Annotated in this window: 22 protein-coding genes; 13 read left to right on the top strand and 9 right to left on the bottom strand. The window is 31.4% G+C overall.

Going from position 1 to position 19,492, the window contains the following annotated elements; all coding sequences use genetic code 11:
• The first annotated feature begins 346 nt into the window (after nt 1-346).
• Together ACTF45_RS03165 and queA are read left to right on the top strand one after the other, a co-directional pair.
• On the top strand, nt 347-1,714 hold the full coding sequence (locus tag ACTF45_RS03165) for a dihydrolipoamide acetyltransferase family protein (RefSeq protein WP_288348103.1): 1,368 nt from the start codon (nt 347-349) through the stop codon (nt 1,712-1,714).
• Nucleotides 1,715-1,720: 6 nt separating this feature from the next.
• Nucleotides 1,721-2,845, top strand: a complete 1,125-nt coding sequence (gene queA / locus ACTF45_RS03170; RefSeq protein ID WP_288348105.1) for a tRNA preQ1(34) S-adenosylmethionine ribosyltransferase-isomerase QueA — start codon at nt 1,721-1,723, stop codon at nt 2,843-2,845.
• A 2-nt stretch (nt 2,846-2,847) separates the two neighbouring features.
• Here queA and cysK read toward each other — a convergent pair whose 3' ends face one another.
• The 4 genes from cysK to rpsD form a co-directional block, all read right to left on the bottom strand.
• Complete coding sequence (cysK, locus tag ACTF45_RS03175) at nt 2,848-3,834, bottom strand: cysteine synthase A (RefSeq protein ID WP_438949337.1); 987 nt, start codon at nt 3,832-3,834, stop codon at nt 2,848-2,850.
• Between the two features lie 86 nt (nt 3,835-3,920).
• A complete protein-coding gene (locus ACTF45_RS03180; protein WP_288348109.1) occupies nt 3,921-5,390 on the bottom strand; it encodes a PLP-dependent transferase in 1,470 nt (489 codons plus the stop codon).
• 3 nt (nt 5,391-5,393) lie between these two features.
• Nucleotides 5,394-6,557 (bottom strand): trans-sulfuration enzyme family protein, encoded by a 1,164-nt coding sequence (locus tag ACTF45_RS03185; RefSeq protein ID WP_288348111.1) that lies wholly within the window; start codon nt 6,555-6,557, stop codon nt 5,394-5,396.
• 74 nt (nt 6,558-6,631) lie between these two features.
• Nucleotides 6,632-7,240, bottom strand: a complete 609-nt coding sequence (gene rpsD, locus ACTF45_RS03190; RefSeq protein ID WP_288348113.1) for a 30S ribosomal protein S4 — start codon at nt 7,238-7,240, stop codon at nt 6,632-6,634.
• 95 nt (nt 7,241-7,335) lie between these two features.
• Between rpsD and yidD the strand changes: the two genes are divergently transcribed.
• From yidD to ACTF45_RS03210, 4 genes are all read left to right on the top strand, one after another.
• A complete protein-coding gene (yidD, locus tag ACTF45_RS03195) occupies nt 7,336-7,572 on the top strand; it encodes a membrane protein insertion efficiency factor YidD (protein ID WP_025928090.1) in 237 nt (78 codons plus the stop codon).
• Between the two features lie 4 nt (nt 7,573-7,576).
• Nucleotides 7,577-7,879: a glutaredoxin family protein gene (locus ACTF45_RS03200; protein ID WP_288348116.1), complete on the top strand. Its 303-nt coding sequence runs from the start codon at nt 7,577-7,579 to the stop codon at nt 7,877-7,879.
• A 10-nt stretch (nt 7,880-7,889) separates the two neighbouring features.
• Entirely contained in the window at nt 7,890-9,425 is a 1,536-nt protein-coding gene (locus ACTF45_RS03205) for a UDP-N-acetylmuramoyl-L-alanyl-D-glutamate--2,6-diaminopimelate ligase (protein ID WP_438949338.1), read from the top strand.
• Between the two features lie 83 nt (nt 9,426-9,508).
• A complete protein-coding gene (locus ACTF45_RS03210) occupies nt 9,509-10,213 on the top strand; it encodes an SDR family NAD(P)-dependent oxidoreductase (RefSeq protein ID WP_438949339.1) in 705 nt (234 codons plus the stop codon).
• Here ACTF45_RS03210 and ACTF45_RS03215 read toward each other — a convergent pair.
• The 3 genes from ACTF45_RS03215 to ACTF45_RS03225 all read right to left on the bottom strand — a co-directional run bounded on the left by ACTF45_RS03215 (nt 10,196) and on the right by ACTF45_RS03225 (nt 12,453).
• Nucleotides 10,196-11,377, bottom strand: a complete 1,182-nt coding sequence (locus ACTF45_RS03215) for an aminotransferase class V-fold PLP-dependent enzyme (protein ID WP_288348227.1) — start codon at nt 11,375-11,377, stop codon at nt 10,196-10,198. The genes ACTF45_RS03210 and ACTF45_RS03215 overlap by 18 nt on opposite strands.
• Before the next feature lie 31 nt (nt 11,378-11,408).
• A complete protein-coding gene (locus ACTF45_RS03220) occupies nt 11,409-12,203 on the bottom strand; it encodes a methyltransferase domain-containing protein (protein WP_438949340.1) in 795 nt (264 codons plus the stop codon).
• Nucleotides 12,204-12,279: 76 nt separating this feature from the next.
• Nucleotides 12,280-12,453, bottom strand: a complete 174-nt coding sequence (locus ACTF45_RS03225) for a DUF4278 domain-containing protein (protein WP_438949457.1) — start codon at nt 12,451-12,453, stop codon at nt 12,280-12,282.
• A 256-nt stretch (nt 12,454-12,709) separates the two neighbouring features.
• Here ACTF45_RS03225 and ACTF45_RS03230 point away from each other — a divergent pair, with 256 nt between their 5' ends.
• A complete protein-coding gene (locus tag ACTF45_RS03230; protein WP_288348231.1) occupies nt 12,710-12,970 on the top strand; it encodes a hypothetical protein in 261 nt (86 codons plus the stop codon).
• 21 nt (nt 12,971-12,991) lie between these two features.
• Here the strand turns inward: ACTF45_RS03230 and ACTF45_RS03235 are convergent, their stop codons facing one another.
• Nucleotides 12,992-13,237, bottom strand: a complete 246-nt coding sequence (locus ACTF45_RS03235) for a NifU family protein (protein ID WP_011132054.1) — start codon at nt 13,235-13,237, stop codon at nt 12,992-12,994.
• Between the two features lie 41 nt (nt 13,238-13,278).
• Here ACTF45_RS03235 and ACTF45_RS03240 point away from each other — a divergent pair, with 41 nt between their 5' ends.
• The 3 genes from ACTF45_RS03240 to ACTF45_RS03250 all read left to right on the top strand — a co-directional run bounded on the left by ACTF45_RS03240 (nt 13,279) and on the right by ACTF45_RS03250 (nt 17,582).
• Nucleotides 13,279-14,802 (top strand): malate:quinone oxidoreductase, encoded by a 1,524-nt coding sequence (locus ACTF45_RS03240; RefSeq protein WP_438949458.1) that lies wholly within the window; start codon nt 13,279-13,281, stop codon nt 14,800-14,802.
• A 55-nt stretch (nt 14,803-14,857) separates the two neighbouring features.
• A complete protein-coding gene (gene lepA, locus ACTF45_RS03245) occupies nt 14,858-16,666 on the top strand; it encodes a translation elongation factor 4 (protein ID WP_438949341.1) in 1,809 nt (602 codons plus the stop codon).
• A gap of 172 nt (nt 16,667-16,838) precedes the next feature.
• Nucleotides 16,839-17,582 carry an ABC transporter permease gene (locus ACTF45_RS03250; RefSeq protein WP_288347374.1) on the top strand — a complete coding sequence of 248 codons (744 nt, stop codon included), beginning with the start codon at nt 16,839-16,841 and terminating at the stop codon, nt 17,580-17,582.
• 19 nt (nt 17,583-17,601) lie between these two features.
• Here the strand turns inward: ACTF45_RS03250 and ACTF45_RS03255 are convergent, their stop codons facing one another.
• Nucleotides 17,602-18,273 carry a TrmH family RNA methyltransferase gene (locus ACTF45_RS03255; protein WP_288347370.1) on the bottom strand — a complete coding sequence of 224 codons (672 nt, stop codon included), beginning with the start codon at nt 18,271-18,273 and terminating at the stop codon, nt 17,602-17,604.
• Nucleotides 18,274-18,442: 169 nt separating this feature from the next.
• On the opposite strand from ACTF45_RS03255, the gene ACTF45_RS03260 reads away from it, so the two are divergent.
• From ACTF45_RS03260 to ACTF45_RS03270, 3 genes are all read left to right on the top strand, one after another.
• Nucleotides 18,443-18,646, top strand: a complete 204-nt coding sequence (locus tag ACTF45_RS03260; protein WP_036930908.1) for a hypothetical protein — start codon at nt 18,443-18,445, stop codon at nt 18,644-18,646.
• A gap of 212 nt (nt 18,647-18,858) precedes the next feature.
• Nucleotides 18,859-19,251, top strand: coding sequence for a thiol-disulfide oxidoreductase DCC family protein (locus ACTF45_RS03265; protein WP_288347367.1), 393 nt, complete (start codon nt 18,859-18,861; stop codon nt 19,249-19,251).
• Between the two features lie 2 nt (nt 19,252-19,253).
• Nucleotides 19,254-19,490 carry a TIGR03643 family protein gene (locus ACTF45_RS03270; protein WP_011132060.1) on the top strand — a complete coding sequence of 79 codons (237 nt, stop codon included), beginning with the start codon at nt 19,254-19,256 and terminating at the stop codon, nt 19,488-19,490.
• Nucleotides 19,491-19,492: the final 2 nt, after the last annotated feature.

Genomic DNA, 19,492 nt, shown 5'->3' on the forward strand with positions numbered 1-19,492 from the left:
GCAATTAAGTAATATTACTCACCCCCTTTCCACGAAAAAGAAATATATGTAATAGTGTATTATTGTGTGTAGGAGAGGTTTTACTTAAACAGTGGAAACAAGGAAACACTTGATTCGGTAAAACCAAAAAAAGACCTTTAGAAATAGGGGTCTTTTTTTTGTGCAAATGCTCTCTAATCCACCTGTAACTCGATATCCTTTTTATTACTTTCTTAATCTTCTATGGTTCCCTATAGAACCTGTTTTTGTATAATATGAATAACACGGATTTAGTGAGTCTGACGTAGAAAAGTGTAGACACTTTTGTAGACACCACCACCAGATCCCCTACTATAACTGATCTTGTATGTCTCACGAAATATTTATGCCAGCTCTTAGTTCTACTATGACTGAAGGTAAAATTGTTGAATGGTTAAAGAATCCTGGAGATAAAGTCGAAAGAGGAGAATCTGTTTTAGTTGTTGAATCAGATAAAGCTGATATGGATGTTGAATCTTTTCAAGATGGATATCTTGCTGCAGTACTAATGCCAGCTGGTAGTACTGCTCCAGTTGGTGAAACCATCGGACTTATTGTAGAGAATCAGGATGAGATAGCTTCTATACAAGAACAAAATAAAGGTAAACAGACTGAAGTATCCAGTGATGGCCAACTCGAATTGCCAAATAACAAACCTGAAATAAAAGAAGAAAAGCAAAGAGAGGTGCCTCAAAATAATGAGCAGGAAGTCGAGATTAAAAGGGAAAAAGTGCTAATTACCTCTAATGAGATTCAATTTAACGCCTCTACTAGTAATAATTCTTCAAGAGTAATAGCATCTCCAAGGGCAAAAAAACTTGCTTCTACAATGGGAGTCGAATTAGCAAAAGTGCATGGATCAGGACCTCATGGAAGGATTCAGGCTGATGATGTACTGAAGGCAAATGGCCAACCTGTGTCTATCCCATGGATAGGAGAGGGGAGTTCTCCCGCTAGTATTTCCAGTCCTCATGTTCAAGCCGAAAGGAAGTCAGAGATATTAGGGAATAGTTTTGGAAAGCCTGGGGAAACTGTTCAATTTAATACTCTTCAAAAAGCTGTAAATAAGAATATGGAATCAAGTTTAAATGTTCCATGTTTTAGAGTTGGGTATTCAATTAATACTGATAAATTGGATAATTTTTACAAGAAAGTAAAGCAAAATGGAGTTACTATGACTGCGTTGTTAGTCAAGGCAGTTGCAAAGACACTTAAAAAACATCCCCAAGTTAATTCAAGCTTTTCAGAAAACGGAATTTCTTATCCAGAAAATATAAATATTGCTGTGGCTGTTGCTATGGAAGATGGAGGGTTGATAACTCCAGTATTAAAAGAACCTTGTAACACTGATTTATTTGAATTATCTAGAGAGTGGAAAGATCTTGTGAAAAGATCTAGAGCAAAACAATTAGAACCAGATGAATACTCAACAGGAACATTTACTTTGTCAAATTTAGGAATGTTTGGTGTTGACAGGTTTGATGCAATACTTCCACCAGGTACAGGTGCGATTTTAGCCATAGCATCATCGAAGCCAACAGTTGTTGCTAATAATGATGGCTCAATATCTGTTAAAAAAATAATGCAAGTAAACTTAACCGCTGATCATAGAGTAATTTATGGTGCTGATGGTGCATCATTCTTAAAAGACTTGTCTTCTCTCATTGAAAACGAGCCAGAAACACTTGTAGCCTAAATTTAATTGAATTTTGAAATTCATAATGAAGAAATAGATCATAAGCTAGAAGCTTATGATTATATTCTTGATGAAACATTAATTGCTAATAAACCTTATAAAATAAGGCATGAATCTAGATTAATGATAGTTAGAGATAGTTCATTAGAAGAAGACTTTACAACAAATAAATATACAAAGAATCTCTTAGACGAACTTAGAAAGGGTGATTTGGTCGTTGTAAATGATACGAAGGTGATGAAAGCAAGGTTAAAGGTTGAATTAGAAAATGGGAAATTAGTCGAATTATTAGTTTTGGAGAAAGCAGATCAATCTACTTGGCTATGTTTAGCAAGGCCTGCTAAAAAGTTAAAAATAAACAGTCAATTAAATTTAAAATCATCCTTGGCAAAAGATATAAAATTGCATATTTCTGGGATTGATACAGAAACTGGAGGAAGATTTATCAAGTTTCCAGAAAATATAAATGATCTAATTTCAATGAATAATCTGCTTGATATATATGGAGAAATACCTCTCCCTCCATATATAAAAAGTGCCGAAGAAGAATCTTTTCATGAAAATAGTTATCAAACTGAGTATGCAAGTAATCCTGGAGCAGTTGCTGCGCCAACAGCAGGATTACATTTAAGTAAAAGTCTTATTTCAAATTTAAAAAAAAAAGGCATATTAGTTATGCCAATTACTTTGCATGTAGGTTATGGAACATTTAAGCCAATTGATCAAGAAGATTTATCTAATTTAAAACTTCATAAAGAGTGGGTCAGTGTTAGTAGGGAAGTGGTAGAAGAAATAAAAAGAGTAAAAAAAACGGACAGAAGAGTAATAGCTATTGGAACTACAAGTGTAAGAGCTCTTGAAAGTTGCTATTCGTATGAAATGGGAGATCTAATTCCTATAGATAAGTATGTTGATTTAGTAATTAAGCCAGGCTATAAATTCAAAGCAGTTGATGGATTATTAACTAATTTTCATCTTCCAAAGAGTTCATTATTACTACTAGTAAGCGCAATGATTGGTAGAGAAAGATTACTAAATCTTTATAAAAAAGCCATAAGAGAAAAATTTAGATTCTTCTCTTATGGCGATGCTATGTACATTTCACCAGATTCATTTCTGGTGAAAAAATAAATTTAAGCTTTAACTGGCTCCTCAATTATTCCACTTGGAACTTCGGTAAACATAATTGATGATAAATACCTCTCAGCTAAATCTGGTAAAACAACCACTATAGTTTTTCCTGCATATTCATCTTGCTCAGCTAATCTAACAGCAGCAGCGGCAGCAGCTCCACAAGATATTCCCACGAGAAGCCCCTCTTCTTTTGCCAATCTAAGAGCCATCTCGATTGATTCATCATTCGTAACCTGCTCAACTTTATCAACAATTGATAAATCAAGGTTTTTAGGAATAAATCCTGCGCCTATTCCTTGTATTTTGTGTGGTCCAGATTTAACTTCTTCGCCATTCATTGTCTGTGTAATAACAGGGCTATGTGATGGTTCTACTGCTACAGAAATAATATTCTTGCCCTTCTCTTGTTTGATGTATCTTGAGACTCCTGTAATTGTTCCACCTGTTCCAACCCCTGCAACAAAAACATCAATCTCACCATCGCAATCATCCCAAATTTCAGGCCCAGTTGTTTTGAAATGAATTTCTGGGTTTGCTGGATTATCAAACTGACCCGGCATGAAGTATTGAGAGGGATTACTTTCTGCGATCTCTTTAGCTTTGGCGATTGCTCCTGGCATACCTTTAGAAGCCTCTGTTAAAACAATTTCGGCTCCTAATACTGCCATCACTCTTCTCCTTTCAATAGACATAGATTCCGGCATTGTAAGGATTAGTTTGTAACCTCTTGCTGAAGCAGTAAAAGCTAAGGCAATTCCAGTATTTCCAGATGTAGGTTCAACAATGGTTTTGTCTTTTGTAAGTTTTCCGCTTTTCTCTGCATCCCATATCATGTTTGCACCAATCCTGCATTTAACACTATATGCAGGATTTCTTCCTTCGATTTTTGCTAATACAGTAGCTTTTGCGTTTTTAGTAACTGATTTTAATTTTACTAATGGAGTGTTTCCAATAGCAAAACTGTTGTCCTCATAAATTTTTGCCATTTATATTATTAAGAAAATATATATTAATACTAACTATTTTTTTTGAAAAAGAGTATATAAGTTTTTATACGGTAAATACTAGATATTTAAAAATTATTTAATGCTTCAGAAAAGGTTCTCCATAAGTGATCTTTATCTTCTAGTCCAACAGATACTCTAATAAGGTGCGAAGGAATGTTAAAACTTTCAACCCAATCTAATTCGTCATAATGAGCTAATAAAACATAAGGACATACAAGGGTAAATTTTGTACCTAAACTAGGTCCTTTTGATATTTGAAGATAATCATAAAACTTTTTAGCTTGCTCAAGACCTCCTTTTAATTCAAACGATAATAAGCAACCATATCCCCCATCAGAAGTAAGTATGGAATTGAAATTAGGACAATTTTCGGGATGGAAAATATTTTTGATCTCTTTACGGGTTTCTAATCTTTTTTTTAATTCTAAACATGCTTTATTTTGCTCAAAAACTCTTTTTTTTACATCTCTACTAGCTTTTTCGAGTGAAACCATATCGCCATCTGAAAGCATTGGAAGGTTGATTTCATTTAAAGCATTTCTAAACTGATCAATCCATCTGCTTTTTGGATTTAGTACTAGTGACCCGGCAAGAATATCCCCGCTACCTGAAAAGATTTTTGTTAGTGAAGTGAAAACGATATCTGCATGTTCTAGAGAATTTATATTTAAATTTGAACCAATAGTATCGTCAACTATCACAGGTATATTTAATTTATTAGCTATTTCTGAAATTTTTTTTATGTTCACACATTTGAGCATTGGATTACTTGGTAATTCAATAATCAAGGCTGCTGGATTTATTTTTATCATTTCTAATTCAATATCCTTGCAATTTTCTTCTGTTATTAACTTGGCTCCATGAAAGATATTCATTGGTAATTTAAGTACATCTACATATGGAAAACCAATTTGAAGTGTAGGTCTATCTGGAAATAATTTATATATTATTTCTAATGATGTGTATAACGCTGACATGCCAGATGAGGTCAAGTAAACATCATTAGAGTTTGTTTTTGTAAACTTAGAAATTCTATCTTTTATTCTTTGACAACTTTCTATCGCTAAAGATTTTGAAGGGCAATCCTCTAGGCCCAATTCAATTGCAGCAGCTCTTGAAGATATACCGAGACCGGTATGTTGCCAAAAAGATCTTGCATATTTGCTCGCTGATTCTCTGGTAATTAAAAAAGCTAAATTATGCCTTCTTTCGATATATGTAGATCCTTTAGAAGAATTTATATCACAGTATTTTTTTGCTTTTAAAGCTATTCTTTCATTTGGATAGGGCCAGATACTTAGATCATTTAAGTGACTTTCTTTTTTTACCTTTTCACATAATCTTTTTACTAAAGGATTAAGTCCAAAACGAGGATAAATTGACTTTAACAATTCCATGCATTTTGGATTTTTTTCCTCATAATTAATTACATCTTCCCAAGTTGGTAAAGCTACAGAAACAGCATGTGCATTATCAGGAATCGAATATCCCAACTCTAAACTTCTCCATATTGGATTTTTTAGTAAATTTCTCACTTTTTAGAATTTATTTAAGGCAAATAAGATATCTGAGATTAAATCATTTGTATCTTCACAACCTATCGACAATCTTATAAGTGAGTCATTAATACCTAGGAGGTTTTTTGTTTTGTCATCAACAGATGCATGAGTCATTGTTGCTGGGTGGCAAATTAAACTTTCAACGCCTCCAAGACTCTCTGCTAATGAGAAATATCTGAGTGATTTACAAACTTTAAAAGTGTCCGATTTGTTTAAATTTAATTTAAGGGTGATCATTGAACCACCAGATTTCATTTGTGATTTTGCTAAATTAAATTGTGGATGTTTTTGATTAAAGGGATAAAAAACTTTACTAATTATTCTGTGATTTTCAATTTCCTTAGAAATTATCTCGGCACTTTTTGATTGTTGTTCGATTCTTAGAGGGAGAGTTTTTACTCCTCTTGTAATTAACCATGTATCAAAAGGCGAGGGTTGAAGTCCTAAAGCTTTTTGAGAGAAAAGCATCTTATTATTCCATTCCTCATTATTTGTTAGGACTGCTCCACCAAGTGCATCACTATGGCCATTTATAAATTTTGTTGTACTTATAAGAGATAGTGTTGCGCCTAGTTCTAGAGGTTTTTGAATGAGAGCTGTAGAAAAGGTGTTATCTAGAACTACAGGTATTTTGTACTTATTAGCTTCATTACAAATAAGTTTAATATCAAGTACTTTCAGAAGAGGATTTGTTGGACTTTCGAGCCAGATTAAAGTTGGCTGAAAGTCTTTAATTTCTTTAAAATTTTCTTTATTTGTAAAATCTGTATATAAAACTTCTATTCCAAATTTTTTAAAAATTTTATCGAACATTCTTACTGTACAACCATATAGATTTGATTCGCAGAGTATTTTATCTCCTGATTTTAATGAAGATGTAATTGCAGTTACTGCACTTATGCCAGATCCAAAAATTGTACAATATTTGGATTCTTCTATGGATTTAAGTATATTTTCTAGAATTTTAAAGTTTGGATTACCTGATCTGGTGTAATCGAAATTGCCCTTATTACCATGTTTAAATGTTGAGGTAGAAAAAATTGGTGGCATGACACATCCAGTTTCTTCAGAGAATGTTTCTCCATGATGAATTGATAAGGTTTTAACACCTGGCTTTTTGATAATATTTTTCTTATTTCCCATTGTTTTCAAAATAAGAATTAATTAAACCTCTCACCAATAAGGTGAGTGATTTAATAATTTGAAGAAAAGGATTTTTATACTTTTCTTGAATAGTATTCAACAACTAATAACTCATTTATTTCAAGCGCGACCCATTCTCTATCACACTTTCCGTTGATTTTGCCTGTTAACTTAGCTTTATCTAACTCTATATGAGGTGGAACATTAGCTAAACCAGGAAATTCAATATTACCTTCAACAAGTTTTTTACTCGCTTTGTTTTCTTTAATGCTAATTACATCTCCTGGTTTACATTGGTAACCTGCAATATCAAGAACTTTTCCGTTAATGGTTACATGCCCATGATTTACTAATTGTCTTGAACCAGGGATAGTTCCACCAAAACCTAATCTAAAACAAACATTATCTAATCTGTTTTCTAAAAGTCTAAGGAGATTGGTTCCTGTAGAGCCTTCTTGAGCCCTTGCTTTTTTAACGTAACGAACTAGTTGTCTTTCAGAAACTCCATAGTTGAATCTAAGTTTCTGCTTTTCTTCTAGGCGAATTGCGTATTCTGATCGCTTGCGACGGGCTTGGCCGTGCTGACCTGGAGGATTAGACTTCTTTGAAGCTTTCCTAGTGAGACCTGGTAGTTCTCCCAAGCGACGCGTAACCCTTAATCTTGGGCCGCGGTATCTTGACATAAGTTTAAATTAAAATTGAGATTTGCAATAAATTGGATAATTGATTAAATTCAATTAAACTAATTACTACTGAACTGTTATTTTACATCATTAAAGTGTTCAAAACTATTAATAAATCAATTACTTCTATACTTCTTTTTATGATTTCCTTTTATCAAAAGTGGTTTTCTCCTTTTTTCGGACCAAGATGTAGATTTATACCAAGCTGCAGCTCTTATGGATACGAGGCAATTACTAGACATGGTCCTTGGAAGGGAGGGTGGTTAACTTTAAGAAGATTAAGCAGATGTCATCCTTTAACTCCCTGTGGATGTGACCCTGTTCCTGATTGAATGAATGAAAATATTTATTTTTGTTAGGCAGGGATGTTGCCTTTGTGATTCATTAAAAAACAAACTGGCAAAAATAAATCTTAATGAGTTATTCCCTAATCTAGAGGAGCTTAAAGAAATTGATATTGATAGGGTCGATTTATATAAAGATATATATAAAAAATATGATTATGAAGTACCTGTTATTGCGGTTGAAGGAAATAAGTCTGAGGAAATTATAGAATTACCTCGTATTTCTCCAAGATTAAAAGATGATCAATTAAAGAATTGGTTTCAAAAAAATATTAATACCATTCTGAAGAAATAATTTTTGTTATATGAGATCTATAAAATTACATAGACTTTTAGATTTGGTAGGAATTATCCCCTCCTTAGATCTAATTGATAAAGAAATCAATAATATTTCTTTTAACTCTAAAGAAGTACAAAAAGGAACTTTATTTTTAGGTATGCCTGGTCTAAATGTTGATGGCGGAAAATATTGTATTGAGGCAATTGAAAATGGTGCAGAGGCTGCCATTATTGGATCTGCTGCAAAAAAGAAAATTGGATCTATTGATCGAGAAAGGATTTTGGTTATAGAGGATAATTTAGATTATATTTTTGGTCAAATAGTCGCTGAGTTTTGGAATAGGCCTTCAAGAAAACTCAAACTTATTGGTGTTACGGGTACAAATGGAAAAACGACAATTACTTTTTTAATGGAATATCTTTTAAAAAAATTAGGAAAAAAGACTGCATTATTTGGGACCCTATTTAATAGATGGCCTGGCTTCTCTGAGGTGGCTTCTCATACAACTGATTTCGCTGATAAACTTCAAAAAAAATTAAATGCTGCTGTTGAGGCAGAATCTGAATTCGCGATATTAGAAGTAAGTTCTCATTCTATTGCTCAAAACAGGATATCCGGCTGCGAATTTGAAGCAGCTATTTTTACTAATTTAACTCAAGATCATCTTGATTATCACTCAGATATGGAATCTTATTTTCAAACAAAAAGAAAATTATTTTTCCCACCTTATTTAAAAGATAAAGATGGAATTTCCGTATTAAATCATGATGACCTCTGGATATCTAAATTATCATCTGACCTTGAAAAGGGATCGTCATTAGTCTCTACAAAGATTACTAAGAGTGAATTTAAAAATGAAGAATTATTTTATGTAACAGATAAAATTTTTACTGGAAATGGTTGCTCATGCATCTTTCATACCCCTGAAGAAAAAATAAACCTTTTTGTTCCACTAGTTGGAGAGTTTAATTTAATGAATGCAATTCAAGCAATAACAATTTTGTATAAACTTAATTTCTCTTTAAAAGATTTATCAAGATTAATAAAATCTTTCCCTGGTACTCCTGGGAGAATGGAGAAAATTGATATCGAAAATAATGATGTTTCAGCATTACTACCAAATGTAATTGTTGACTATGCTCATACACCTGATGGTTTAAAGAAAGTTTTGAAATCAATTAAAAAACTTTGTGAAGGAAAACTTATAACTGTTTTTGGATGTGGTGGAGATCGAGATTCTAGTAAAAGGCCTTTAATGGGATCAATAGCTGAAGAGTTTTCTGATTACGTTTTCATTACATCAGATAATCCAAGATCAGAAGACCCTGAAAAAATAGTAAGTGAGATTTTAAAGGGTATTGAAAAAAGAGATCAAATAAAAATTGAAATTGACAGATTTATAGCAATAAAGGAATCTATTGAATTTGCAAAAAAAGAAGATATTATTTTAATCGCAGGCAAAGGGCATGAGGACTATCAAATTCTTAATGATAAAATAATTGATTTTGATGATAGAAAAATTGCTTATAAATTTTTAGAAGAAAAAAGTAAATCCAAATAAAATTTCTTAAGCAAATAAGAGAGCTATTTGCACAAATCACAAGAAAAGTTTCTTAGAATTAAAAAAAATTTTATTCTTCAAAAATGAAAGGTTTAGCGTTGGTTGTAGGCTCTGGTGGAATCGGTACCCAACTAGCTACAGATCTGAGCAAAAGTGAAAAAGAATTGGATGTCGTTTTGTGTGGAAGAAAAAGTCAATTTAATTCTTTTTGGGAATTAGACATAGAGGATTCTCAATCACTTTTGCAGTTTAAAAGTAAAATTTCGAATCATTCTTCAAAATTAAGATTGGTAGTTAACGCTACTGGAAGACTTCATAGTGAAAATCTTAAGCCAGAAAAAAGATTACAACATCTTGATAAAAAAAATATGATGGAAAGTTTTTCAATAAATGCCTTTTCTCCTATTTTATTAGCTAAAGCTATTGAAGAATTTATACCAAAAGATAGTGATTTTAATTTTGCGAGTTTAAGTGCAAGAGTTGGAAGCATTGGAGATAATCAAACTGGAGGTTGGTATTCATATAGAGCTGCAAAATCTGCGCAAAATCAGTTTTTTAAATCTTTGAGTATTGAGTGGGCTAGACGTTTTCCAAAAGCTACTATTACATTGCTTCATCCAGGGACAGTAGATACTGATTTATCTAGACCTTTTCATAAATTTGTTCCAGAACATAAATTATTTAGTACAGAAAAATCATCCCAATTCTTGATCAATATTATTAAAAATCAATCACCAGCATCTACCGGAAAATTTATTGCATGGGATAGCTCAGAAATTCCCTGGTAATTTTTTTATTTCTTCAGAAAGTAAATCAATTTCATCGTTTGTTGTCATCTGATGCACGCATGCTCTAAACCATTTTGGGTCTTCTAAAACTCTAATCCAAATTTTCTTTTCTCCAAGTTTCTTCACAAATTTGTACTTATCTTCAATATTGTCGATATTAAAACTAACTATCCCATTTAAGTATTTTTTTTCTAAAACTAATTCAATTTCTTTAAATTGACTTAAACTATCCCAAAGTCTTCCACTTAATCTTTTGATATTTTTGCTTTTTTCTTTTTCAGTACAGTCTTTATCCAAAAGATCTAAAGAATTCCGAAGACCTGCAAGTAAAGGAATACAAGAGGTAGCTACTTCAAACTTTCTTGCATCTTCATGAAAAAGATTATCTGAAGGTTCATAAATTCCTTGTTCTTTTTTTAATGATTTCCAACCAATTATTGTTGGATCTGTTTCATGAATAAATCTATCTGAGACATAAATAGCTCCAAGTCCTTCAGGACCACATGCCCATTTATGAGAAGTTATGGAATATAGATCAGAATAAAAAACTTCATCTTCAATTTTTATATGACCAAAGGTTTGAGCACCATCAACAAGTAGATAAGAATTTGCGCGATTATTTTTTAATTCGATAGAAATTTGTTTTAAAGGAATTTTATATCCAAAGTTCCACAAAATATGAGAAATAATTAGGATCTTAGTCTTACTATTTAGATTTTTTGAAATCTCTAAAATTATATTTTCATCGTTTAGATTTTTAATTTTTTGGATTGGTAAAATTTTGAATATTAATTTATTTCTCCTACAAAATTCTCTACTTGCAGCTACTACTCCAGGATGTTCACAGTCACTTATTAACAATTCTTCTCCCTCTTCTACTTTTATACCCCAAAAAGGCAAAATCATTCCAGAAGATATATTCTCAGTTAAAGCTACATTTTTTGAATTAACACCTAATTTTTCCGCAATTATTCTTTTTGTGATCAATATTTCTTTATAAATAAAAGGCCACATATCATTTGTAAATGGTCCTAAATCTTGAATGATTTCCCAAGTTTTAACTATTGCTTCTAGAGAAGATTTTGGTAATGGTCCTTGACCTCCATAATTGAAGTAATATTTATTTTTTAATGCGGGTATTTGATCTCTTAAATTAATTGTCATTCATATTTAAAATTAAATTTCTTGAGAAGGGCTAAATATTCCCTACTAAAGTAACTGTTCTAAATTCAATATCTTCAATAACTTTCCAAGGTTCATTACTTCTCTCCGCGAATTCTAAGTTTTTAAAACATAGATCTTTAAAATCATTTAGGAATTCTGGCTCATACCACGCTCCACTAATACATCCTGTCCATAGATCATGATCATTTTGCAATCTTAAAGGAACTTTTTTACTTGAGACAATATCGCTTATGGCTATTCTTCCATTATCTTTAAGAACTCTTTTTATATTTCTTAAAAGATTTTTTCTAGATTCAGGATTTACTAAATTTAAAACGCAATTACTTAAAATGATATCAACTGATTTGTCTGCGATTAATGGATTTAAATCTTTATCTATTTCATCGAGATTTTCAATTGATCCTCCAAGAAATTCTGTATTGTTGAAACCTATCTTTTCTGAAAACTTTTTTGAAGCAGATCTTGATAATTTAAGCATATCAGGATTTTGATCAACCCCAATTACTTTCCCTTTTTCCCCAACAATTTGAGAACAAATAAAGGCATTTTTGCCGCTCCCACTACCAAGATCTAAAACAATATCATTTTTCTTTACATATTTTGTTGGATCACCACATCCATAATCTCTCTCAATTACTTCTTCAGGAATTGCTTCAAGTAAAACAGGATTAAAACCAACAGGTGTGCAAAGACAACTCTCTTGTTCTAATGCAGCAGAACCATACCTTTCTTGAATAGCATCTTTATGATCAAGACCTTTCAAATTTTTATTTAACTCATCAGTATTGCAGCAATCGCTAGACATTAAAATAATTCTGATTATTAATTAATATAGCCAAAAAAAAACCCCTATTTAGGGGTTTTTTCTTTTTGGAATAAAATTATTTAGTGTAGTTAGCACCTCTGTAATTTAATTCTGCCTTTTCATTAGTTGAAGAAGCGTCATCCATTCTATTGGTGTATACGTTTCTTCTGTAGGTAAGTTCAACAGGTTGCTTAATTGCAGCCTTTTTGTTTTGAACGTAGTTTTTACCTCTGTAAGTTAAAGTAGTCATGTTTCGATGTGACAAAACGGCCATCCCCCGTTCCCTGGTATGACTCGAACTGCGCCCTCTAAAGAGGGTGAACGAAATGTAGCAATAGCTACTTTTTAATTATAAGCGTATTTTTGCGTTACTGTCCAGATATTACGGATAGAAATAATTTTTTAATTTTTTTTTAATTATTATCTTAAGTAAATTTTGGTGTGCTTTATATCTAAAAGGGATTAGGTTTATATTTAATTTCCGCTTTACTTATTAATTTAAATTTATGACAGGGTTTTTATATTTTTTGGGAAATACTTTGAGATGGCCCGCTTTAAAACCAAAAGAATTTTTTTCTTTACATGCATACTTTACTATTATTTATTTGATAACTTTTACATTAAGTAAAAATGAAGTTAATCAGTCAAATTTAGTATTTACATTAGGAATTTTAGCTCCTCTTTTAATAGCTATAGGTCAAGGTCTTCCTATAAATTGCTTAGATTTTAAATCATCATTAACTAAGGAATTAAGTAAAGAGTCGTAAAAAAGATTTTCAAAAAATAGATCACAAAACTTGGACTACTTCACTGATTTCAGGAATCATTTCTTTTAGCTTTCTTTCTATTCCCATTTTTAATGTCATGGTACTGCTTGGGCAGCTTCCACATGCTCCTTGAAGTCTTACTTTAACAATGGGACCATCAATTTCTGCTATTTCTACATTACCTCCATCTGATATTAAGAAAGGTCTTAGTTCATCTAAAACCGTTTCTACATTTTCATTTGTAAGTGGTAATGTTTCAGTACTCATAATTTTGAATTAACTTTATAATAAGCCTAGAAAGAAATGCGATTAATTGCAAAAAAAATAATTTTTCTGTTGTGACTTCTAAAAACATCCTAAATAAAAATAATAGTTATGATGCGATATTGGTAGGGGCAGGAATAATGAGCGGAACACTTGCGTTATTAATTACAGAGATTTTACCTGCAAAAAAAATATTAATTATAGAAAAGTTAAATAAACCAGGTAGTGAAAGTACTGGTGCATTTAATAATGCAGGAACTGGTCATGCTGCAAATTGCGAATTAAATTACACCCCCCTAGATGAAAATGGAGATTTACAAATAGACAAAGCTCTTTCTATAAATCGTTCCTTTGAAAATTCAATGTCTTTATGGGCCTCATTGTATGCAACTGGGAAGATAGATATTAAAAAATTTTTAAAATTTATTCCTCATATAAGCTTTGTCACAGGTACTGAAAATATTTCTTTTTTAAAAAAAAGATTTAAAGCAATGTCTGAATATCCAGAGTTTGCAGACATGGAATTTTCATCATCTTTTAATCAAATAAAATCATGGGCACCACTTATCACTAATAGTAGAAATGCATCAGATAAAGTTGCAGCTACTCGAATAAAAAGAGGAACAGATATCAATTTTGAGGCTTTAACAAGAGAATATCTAAATTATATTTCTAAGAATAAAAATGTTGAAATCAGCTATAACACAGAATTAATAGATTTAAAGAAAACAGATAAAAAACAATGGAAATTAAAAGTTCGTTCACTAGATAGAATAGTTTCCCTGAGCACTTCATATGTTTTCCTTGGAGCTGGAGGCAAAACAATAAACTTTTTGCAAAAATCTAAAATTCCAGAAGCTAAAATATATGGTGGTTTTCCTGTTAGTGGAAAATGGCTTATTTGTGAGGAAAAGTCGTTAACGGAAAAACATAATGCAAAAGTTTATGGGAAAGCAGATATAGGATCACCTCCAATGTCAGTGCCGCATTTAGATACAAGATGGATTGAAGGCAAAAAATTTCTTCTCTATGGTCCTTTTGCTGGATTCACGACTAAATTCTTAAAAAAAGGCTCTTACTTTGATTTATTTAGTTCAATTAAAAAAAATAATTTATTTTCTATGCTTGATGTTGGGATTAAGAATAACGAATTAATTAATTATCTTTTTTCACAATCTCTTAAGAGTCATAATTCTAGAGTTGAAAACTTAAGGAACATGATGCCATCAGCTGAGCCTTCTAATTGGTATTTAGAAAATGCTGGGCAAAGAGTTCAAATAATAAAAAAAACTAAAGATGGAGGCTCTTTGCAATTTGGCACGGAAATTGTCAACTCGGCAGATGGATCACTTTCTGCTTTATTAGGGGCTTCTCCTGGAGCTAGTACAGCAGTTTCAATAATGATTGAGGTTTTAAAAAAATCTTGTCTTTTTAATGCGGATAAGTTTGATCTTGAGAAGAAATTAAATAATCTTCTTTATGAATCTGAATTAAAAAATGAAAGTGAAAATAATTTTTTAGAAAATATTAAAAAAAGAAATAATTCTATTTTAGGTTTCCATCCATAATTTTAATTAGCTATCATAAATTCAGAGAAAAAATATAGGAATCGTTTTAATTTATATGACTGATATATCTGTTTCAAAAATCAGAAATTTTTGCATAATAGCTCATATTGATCATGGTAAATCTACTCTCGCGGATAGGTTGCTTCAAGATACTGGTACTGTGAAGCAAAGGGATATGCAAGATCAGTTTTTGGATAGTATGGATCTTGAAAGAGAAAGGGGTATAACAATCAAATTACAGGCTGCAAGAATGAAATATAAAGCAGATGACTCGCAAGAATACATTTTAAATTTAATTGACACACCAGGGCATGTTGATTTTTCTTATGAAGTAAGTAGATCTTTGCAGGCTTGTGAAGGTGCTTTATTAGTTGTTGATGCAAGTCAAGGTGTAGAAGCTCAAACATTAGCCAATGTTTATCTTGCCCTTGAAAATAATTTAGAAATAATTCCTGTCTTAAACAAAGTTGATTTGCCTGGTGCTGATGCTGAAAAAATAAAGCAAGAAATTGAAGAGATTATTGGATTAGACACATCTAATGCAATAAATTGTTCTGCTAAAACTGGAGAAGGTATAGAAGATATATTAGAAGCTGTTGTGAGTAGAATTCCTCATCCTAAAGATGAAGTTAAATCTCCTACTAAGGCGCTTATTTTTGACTCTTATTATGATCCCTATAGAGGTGTAATTGTTTACTTCAGAGTAATAGCTGGGTCAATCAATAAAAAGGACAAGATCTTACTTATGGCAAGTAAGAAAAATTATGAGTTAGATGAAATTGGAATAATGGCTCCTGATGAGAAGCAAGTTAATGAACTTCATGCGGGAGAAGTTGGTTATCTGGCTGCATCTATTAAGTCAGTCGCTGATGCAAGAGTGGGAGATACCATTACACTATTTAATTCTCCTGCTAAAGATCCTCTTCCTGGGTATAAAACAGCCAATCCTATGGTGTTTTGTGGATTGTTTCCAACTGATGCCGATCAATATCCAGATTTAAGAGAGTCTTTAGAAAAACTGCAATTATCTGATGCAGCGCTTAAATACGAACCCGAGACAAGTAGTGCTATGGGATTCGGCTTTAGATGTGGATTTTTAGGACTTCTTCATATGGAAATTGTTCAGGAAAGATTGGAGAGGGAATATGATTTGGATTTGATAGTAACGGCGCCTTCAGTAATATATAAAGTTAATTTGAACGATCAGGAAGAGATATTAATTGATAATCCTTCTACAATCCCAGATCCTCAATCAAGAGAATCAATAGAAGAACCCTATGTAAAAATGGAAATTTATTCTCCCAATGAATTTAACGGGACACTAATGGGTTTATGCCAAGAAAGACGAGGTGTTTTTATTGATATGAAATATATCACTACAGATAGAGTGACTTTGATTTACGAAATACCATTAGCAGAAGTAGTTACTGACTTTTTTGATCAAATGAAAAGTAGAACTCAAGGATATGCATCAATGGAATACCATCTAATTGGATATAGAAAAAATGATCTCGTGAGGTTAGATGTTCTTATAAATTCTGAAAGAGCTGATCCTTTAACTTCTATCGTTCATAAAGATAAGGCCTATGGAATTGGTAGGGGCTTAGTAGAGAAATTAAAGGAGCTAATACCAAAACAACAATTTAAAATACCAATTCAGGCTTCAATAGGCAGCCGTGTTATTGCAAGCGAAAGTATTAGCGCATTAAGAAAAGATGTCCTTTCTAAGTGCTACGGGGGAGATATCTCTAGAAAAAAGAAACTTTTGAAGAAGCAAGCTAAAGGGAAAAAGAGGATGAAGGCAATGGGTAAAGTTGATGTACCTCAAGAAGCTTTTATGGCAGTTCTGAAATTAAATCAGTAATTAATTTCAAATTAAAAACTAAAAGCTATTTAATCTTTGAAACAATAGGTATATTTTAGTTGATTCGAATAATCATAAATTTGTGAATTCAAACTCATCAAATCAAGTTGCTCAAAATATTAGAAAGACTGGATTTTTAATTGTACTTTCATATCTTTTAATAGTATTAATTATGAAAGTATTAGAGGCTAATAACTTTTTTGGTTATTCTTTATCATCATTTAGTAATGATATTTTTGCACCACCTTCCTTAAAACATTTATGTGGTACAGATAGATTAGGAAGGGATGTTTGTTTAAGAACTTTACAAGGGTCATCTATAGCTATTGAAGTTGTATTCCTTGCAATTTTCTTTGCTTTAATTTTAGGCCTTCCATTAGGGTTATTGAGTGGATATTTTGGAGGGATCCTTGATAAATGCTTATCACTTGTAATGGATACTATTTTTTCAATTCCTGTTATTTTGCTCTCAGTAGTAGTAGCTTTTGTACTTGGTAAAGGGATTATTAATGCCTCTATAGCCCTATGTATAGTTTATTCTCCTCAATATTTTAGATTAATCAGAAATCAAACAATGTTAATAAAATCAGAGACATATGTTGAAGCTGCAAGGGTTTCGGGGGCTGATGTTAAAACTATAATTTTTAAATATATACTTCCAAATGTAATAACCCCTTTACCTATTCTCCTTACTTTAAATGCTGCTGATGCTGTTTTGGTATTAGGAAGTTTGGGCTTTTTAGGGTTAGGAGTTCCTGCAAATGTTCCAGAATGGGGAAGTGATCTTAATCTTGCGCTTGCTGCTATACCAACTGGGATTTGGTGGACTGCATTATTCCCTGGATTAGCAATGTTTTTTTTAGTCTTAGGTCTTTCTTTTATAGGAGAAGAACTAGAAAATATTTTTGAGAATTGAAAGTTAATTTTAATATTTTTTAGTTATTAACAACTTCATTAATTTCTCCATACTGATTCATCTTTGGATATTTATTTCCAGACTTTCTGTATATAGAAGCTAACTCAGGATAACTCCATTCAAATAATGTTTTTTCGTATTCCTCTGCACTTAAACCTTCTCCTTTAAGAGGAAGTAAACTCTTACTTTCTCTTTGTCGAATAGCTTCAAAAAGTAAAATAGAAGCTGCTACTGAAACATTCAAAGATTGAACCATTCCTGACATTGGAATGAAGATTGATTCATCAACTTTTGAAATTAGTTGATCACTTAAACCCCACTTTTCTGCTCCTAAAACAAAACAAGTATTTTCTGAATAGTTAAAATTCCTGTAATCAGTTGATCTCTCATTTAGTGTTGTTCCATATAATTTAAAACCTTTCTTTTTTAGTTCAGATACTGCAGAAATTGTTGTCTCATGATTATTTAATTTGACCCATTTTTGACTGCCTTGAGCTGTACTGTTAAAAGTTTTAACTTTATCTTTTTCACTAATAAAATTTGCTTCAAAAACTCCCGCCGCATCACATGTTCTTAATATCGCAGATAAATTGTGTGGCTTATTTACTGCCTCTACCAGAACCGTTAAGTTTTTCATTCTGCAATTTAAAACATTTTTTATTCGCTCAAATCTTCTTGGCAAAATTGACATCTTAAAAATGTTTAAAGTTAATTTAATTATATTCGTTCCAAAAAATATAATTAAAAATATAAATTTTTTAAAGTTTTAAATGATTAATTTTATATTACTTCAAATTCAATCTATAGATTATTAATCGGTTATTTAGTTTATAATATTTTAGTAATTTAGACGCGATTAAATGGCTTACATTGAATGGGATTACACGGTTATAACGAGTATGGTGGAAGCCCAGGGCTGGACGTTACCAGAGAATGAATCAAAAGAATGGAAACAATTCAACGATGAGCTTGGAGAGAAGATGAGAGGAGTTGGAATTGTGTTCGAAAAATATTGTAAATTCGCTCCAGATATTGGAGAAGGAGTTCATCTTTTAGACGATTAAAAATTTAAACCATTGATGTATCCCTTAATCAATGGTTATTAATTTATACATTAGGAAAATTTTGATTGAATTAGAGAAAGAAATTATTAAGGCTTTATAAAGCTTCTTTTGAAAATCTATCAGTAACGTTTATAAAAATCTTTAAAAATCTTTAATTTATTAATTGTCCACAAAAAAGTTATTTAAATTTTATATTTAAATAAAAAAGTAAGATGCAAAATAAATTAATCTTTTTATTCGATGGTGGTTGTCCATTATGTCTTAGAGAAACTAATTTCTTAAAAAGCAAAGACGAGTTAAATAAAATTGTCTTTGTTGATATCAACAATATTAATTATAATCCTAGTCTTTTTAAGGACATCTCATATGCAGAAGCAATGTCAAATCTTCATGGGATTTTAGAAAATGGAAATATTATCAAAGGGTTAGACGTATTAGCATATTCATATGAATTAATAGGGTTAGGGTGGGTTTACTACCCTTTAAAAATAGAATTCTTTGCGCCGGTTTTGAGGTTATTTTACAAATATTGGGCAAAATACAGACTTAAAATTACTGGCAGATCAAATATCGAAAAACTCTGTACTTCTGAATGTAAGCAATAAAAATGGAAATTATTGACATAGATAGATTAATCGAGATGTGTTGGGAAGATAGAACTCCTTTTGAAGCGATAGAGTATCAATTTGGTTTAAAAGAAGAAGATGCTATTAAAATAATGAGAAACAATCTTAAGCCAAAATCATTTAAAGTTTGGAGAAAAAGAGTTTCTGGAAGAAAAACAAAACATATGGAACTTAAAGATTCAACTAGATTTAAATCTACTCATAAAAGAAAATTTTAAAT

The sequence above is a fragment of the Prochlorococcus sp. genome (assembly GCF_965655815.1).
In the GTDB taxonomy this organism is placed as follows: domain Bacteria; phylum Cyanobacteriota; class Cyanobacteriia; order PCC-6307; family Cyanobiaceae; genus Prochlorococcus_A; species Prochlorococcus_A pastoris.

Coding starts and splice junctions, on each gene's coding strand:
- ACTF45_RS03230 (WP_288348231.1), top strand. CDS start 12,710: ATGACAGGGTTTTTATATTTTTTGGGAAATACTTTGAGATGGCCCGCT.
- ACTF45_RS03255 (WP_288347370.1), bottom strand. CDS start 18,273: ATGTCAATTTTGCCAAGAAGATTTGAGCGAATAAAAAATGTTTTAAAT.
- ACTF45_RS03205 (WP_438949338.1), top strand. CDS start 7,890: ATGAGATCTATAAAATTACATAGACTTTTAGATTTGGTAGGAATTATC.
- ACTF45_RS03265 (WP_288347367.1), top strand. CDS start 18,859: ATGCAAAATAAATTAATCTTTTTATTCGATGGTGGTTGTCCATTATGT.
- rpsD (WP_288348113.1), bottom strand. CDS start 7,240: ATGTCAAGATACCGCGGCCCAAGATTAAGGGTTACGCGTCGCTTGGGA.
- ACTF45_RS03260 (WP_036930908.1), top strand. CDS start 18,443: ATGGCTTACATTGAATGGGATTACACGGTTATAACGAGTATGGTGGAA.
- ACTF45_RS03185 (WP_288348111.1), bottom strand. CDS start 6,557: ATGGGAAATAAGAAAAATATTATCAAAAAGCCAGGTGTTAAAACCTTA.
- ACTF45_RS03210 (WP_438949339.1), top strand. CDS start 9,509: ATGAAAGGTTTAGCGTTGGTTGTAGGCTCTGGTGGAATCGGTACCCAA.
- ACTF45_RS03220 (WP_438949340.1), bottom strand. CDS start 12,203: ATGTCTAGCGATTGCTGCAATACTGATGAGTTAAATAAAAATTTGAAA.
- ACTF45_RS03215 (WP_288348227.1), bottom strand. CDS start 11,377: ATGACAATTAATTTAAGAGATCAAATACCCGCATTAAAAAATAAATAT.
- ACTF45_RS03270 (WP_011132060.1), top strand. CDS start 19,254: ATGGAAATTATTGACATAGATAGATTAATCGAGATGTGTTGGGAAGAT.
- ACTF45_RS03225 (WP_438949457.1), bottom strand. CDS start 12,453: ATGACTACTTTAACTTACAGAGGTAAAAACTACGTTCAAAACAAAAAG.
- ACTF45_RS03165 (WP_288348103.1), top strand. CDS start 347: ATGTCTCACGAAATATTTATGCCAGCTCTTAGTTCTACTATGACTGAA.
- ACTF45_RS03250 (WP_288347374.1), top strand. CDS start 16,839: ATGAAAGTATTAGAGGCTAATAACTTTTTTGGTTATTCTTTATCATCA.
- ACTF45_RS03235 (WP_011132054.1), bottom strand. CDS start 13,237: ATGAGTACTGAAACATTACCACTTACAAATGAAAATGTAGAAACGGTT.
- ACTF45_RS03200 (WP_288348116.1), top strand. CDS start 7,577: ATGAAAATATTTATTTTTGTTAGGCAGGGATGTTGCCTTTGTGATTCA.
- cysK (WP_438949337.1), bottom strand. CDS start 3,834: ATGGCAAAAATTTATGAGGACAACAGTTTTGCTATTGGAAACACTCCA.
- lepA (WP_438949341.1), top strand. CDS start 14,858: ATGACTGATATATCTGTTTCAAAAATCAGAAATTTTTGCATAATAGCT.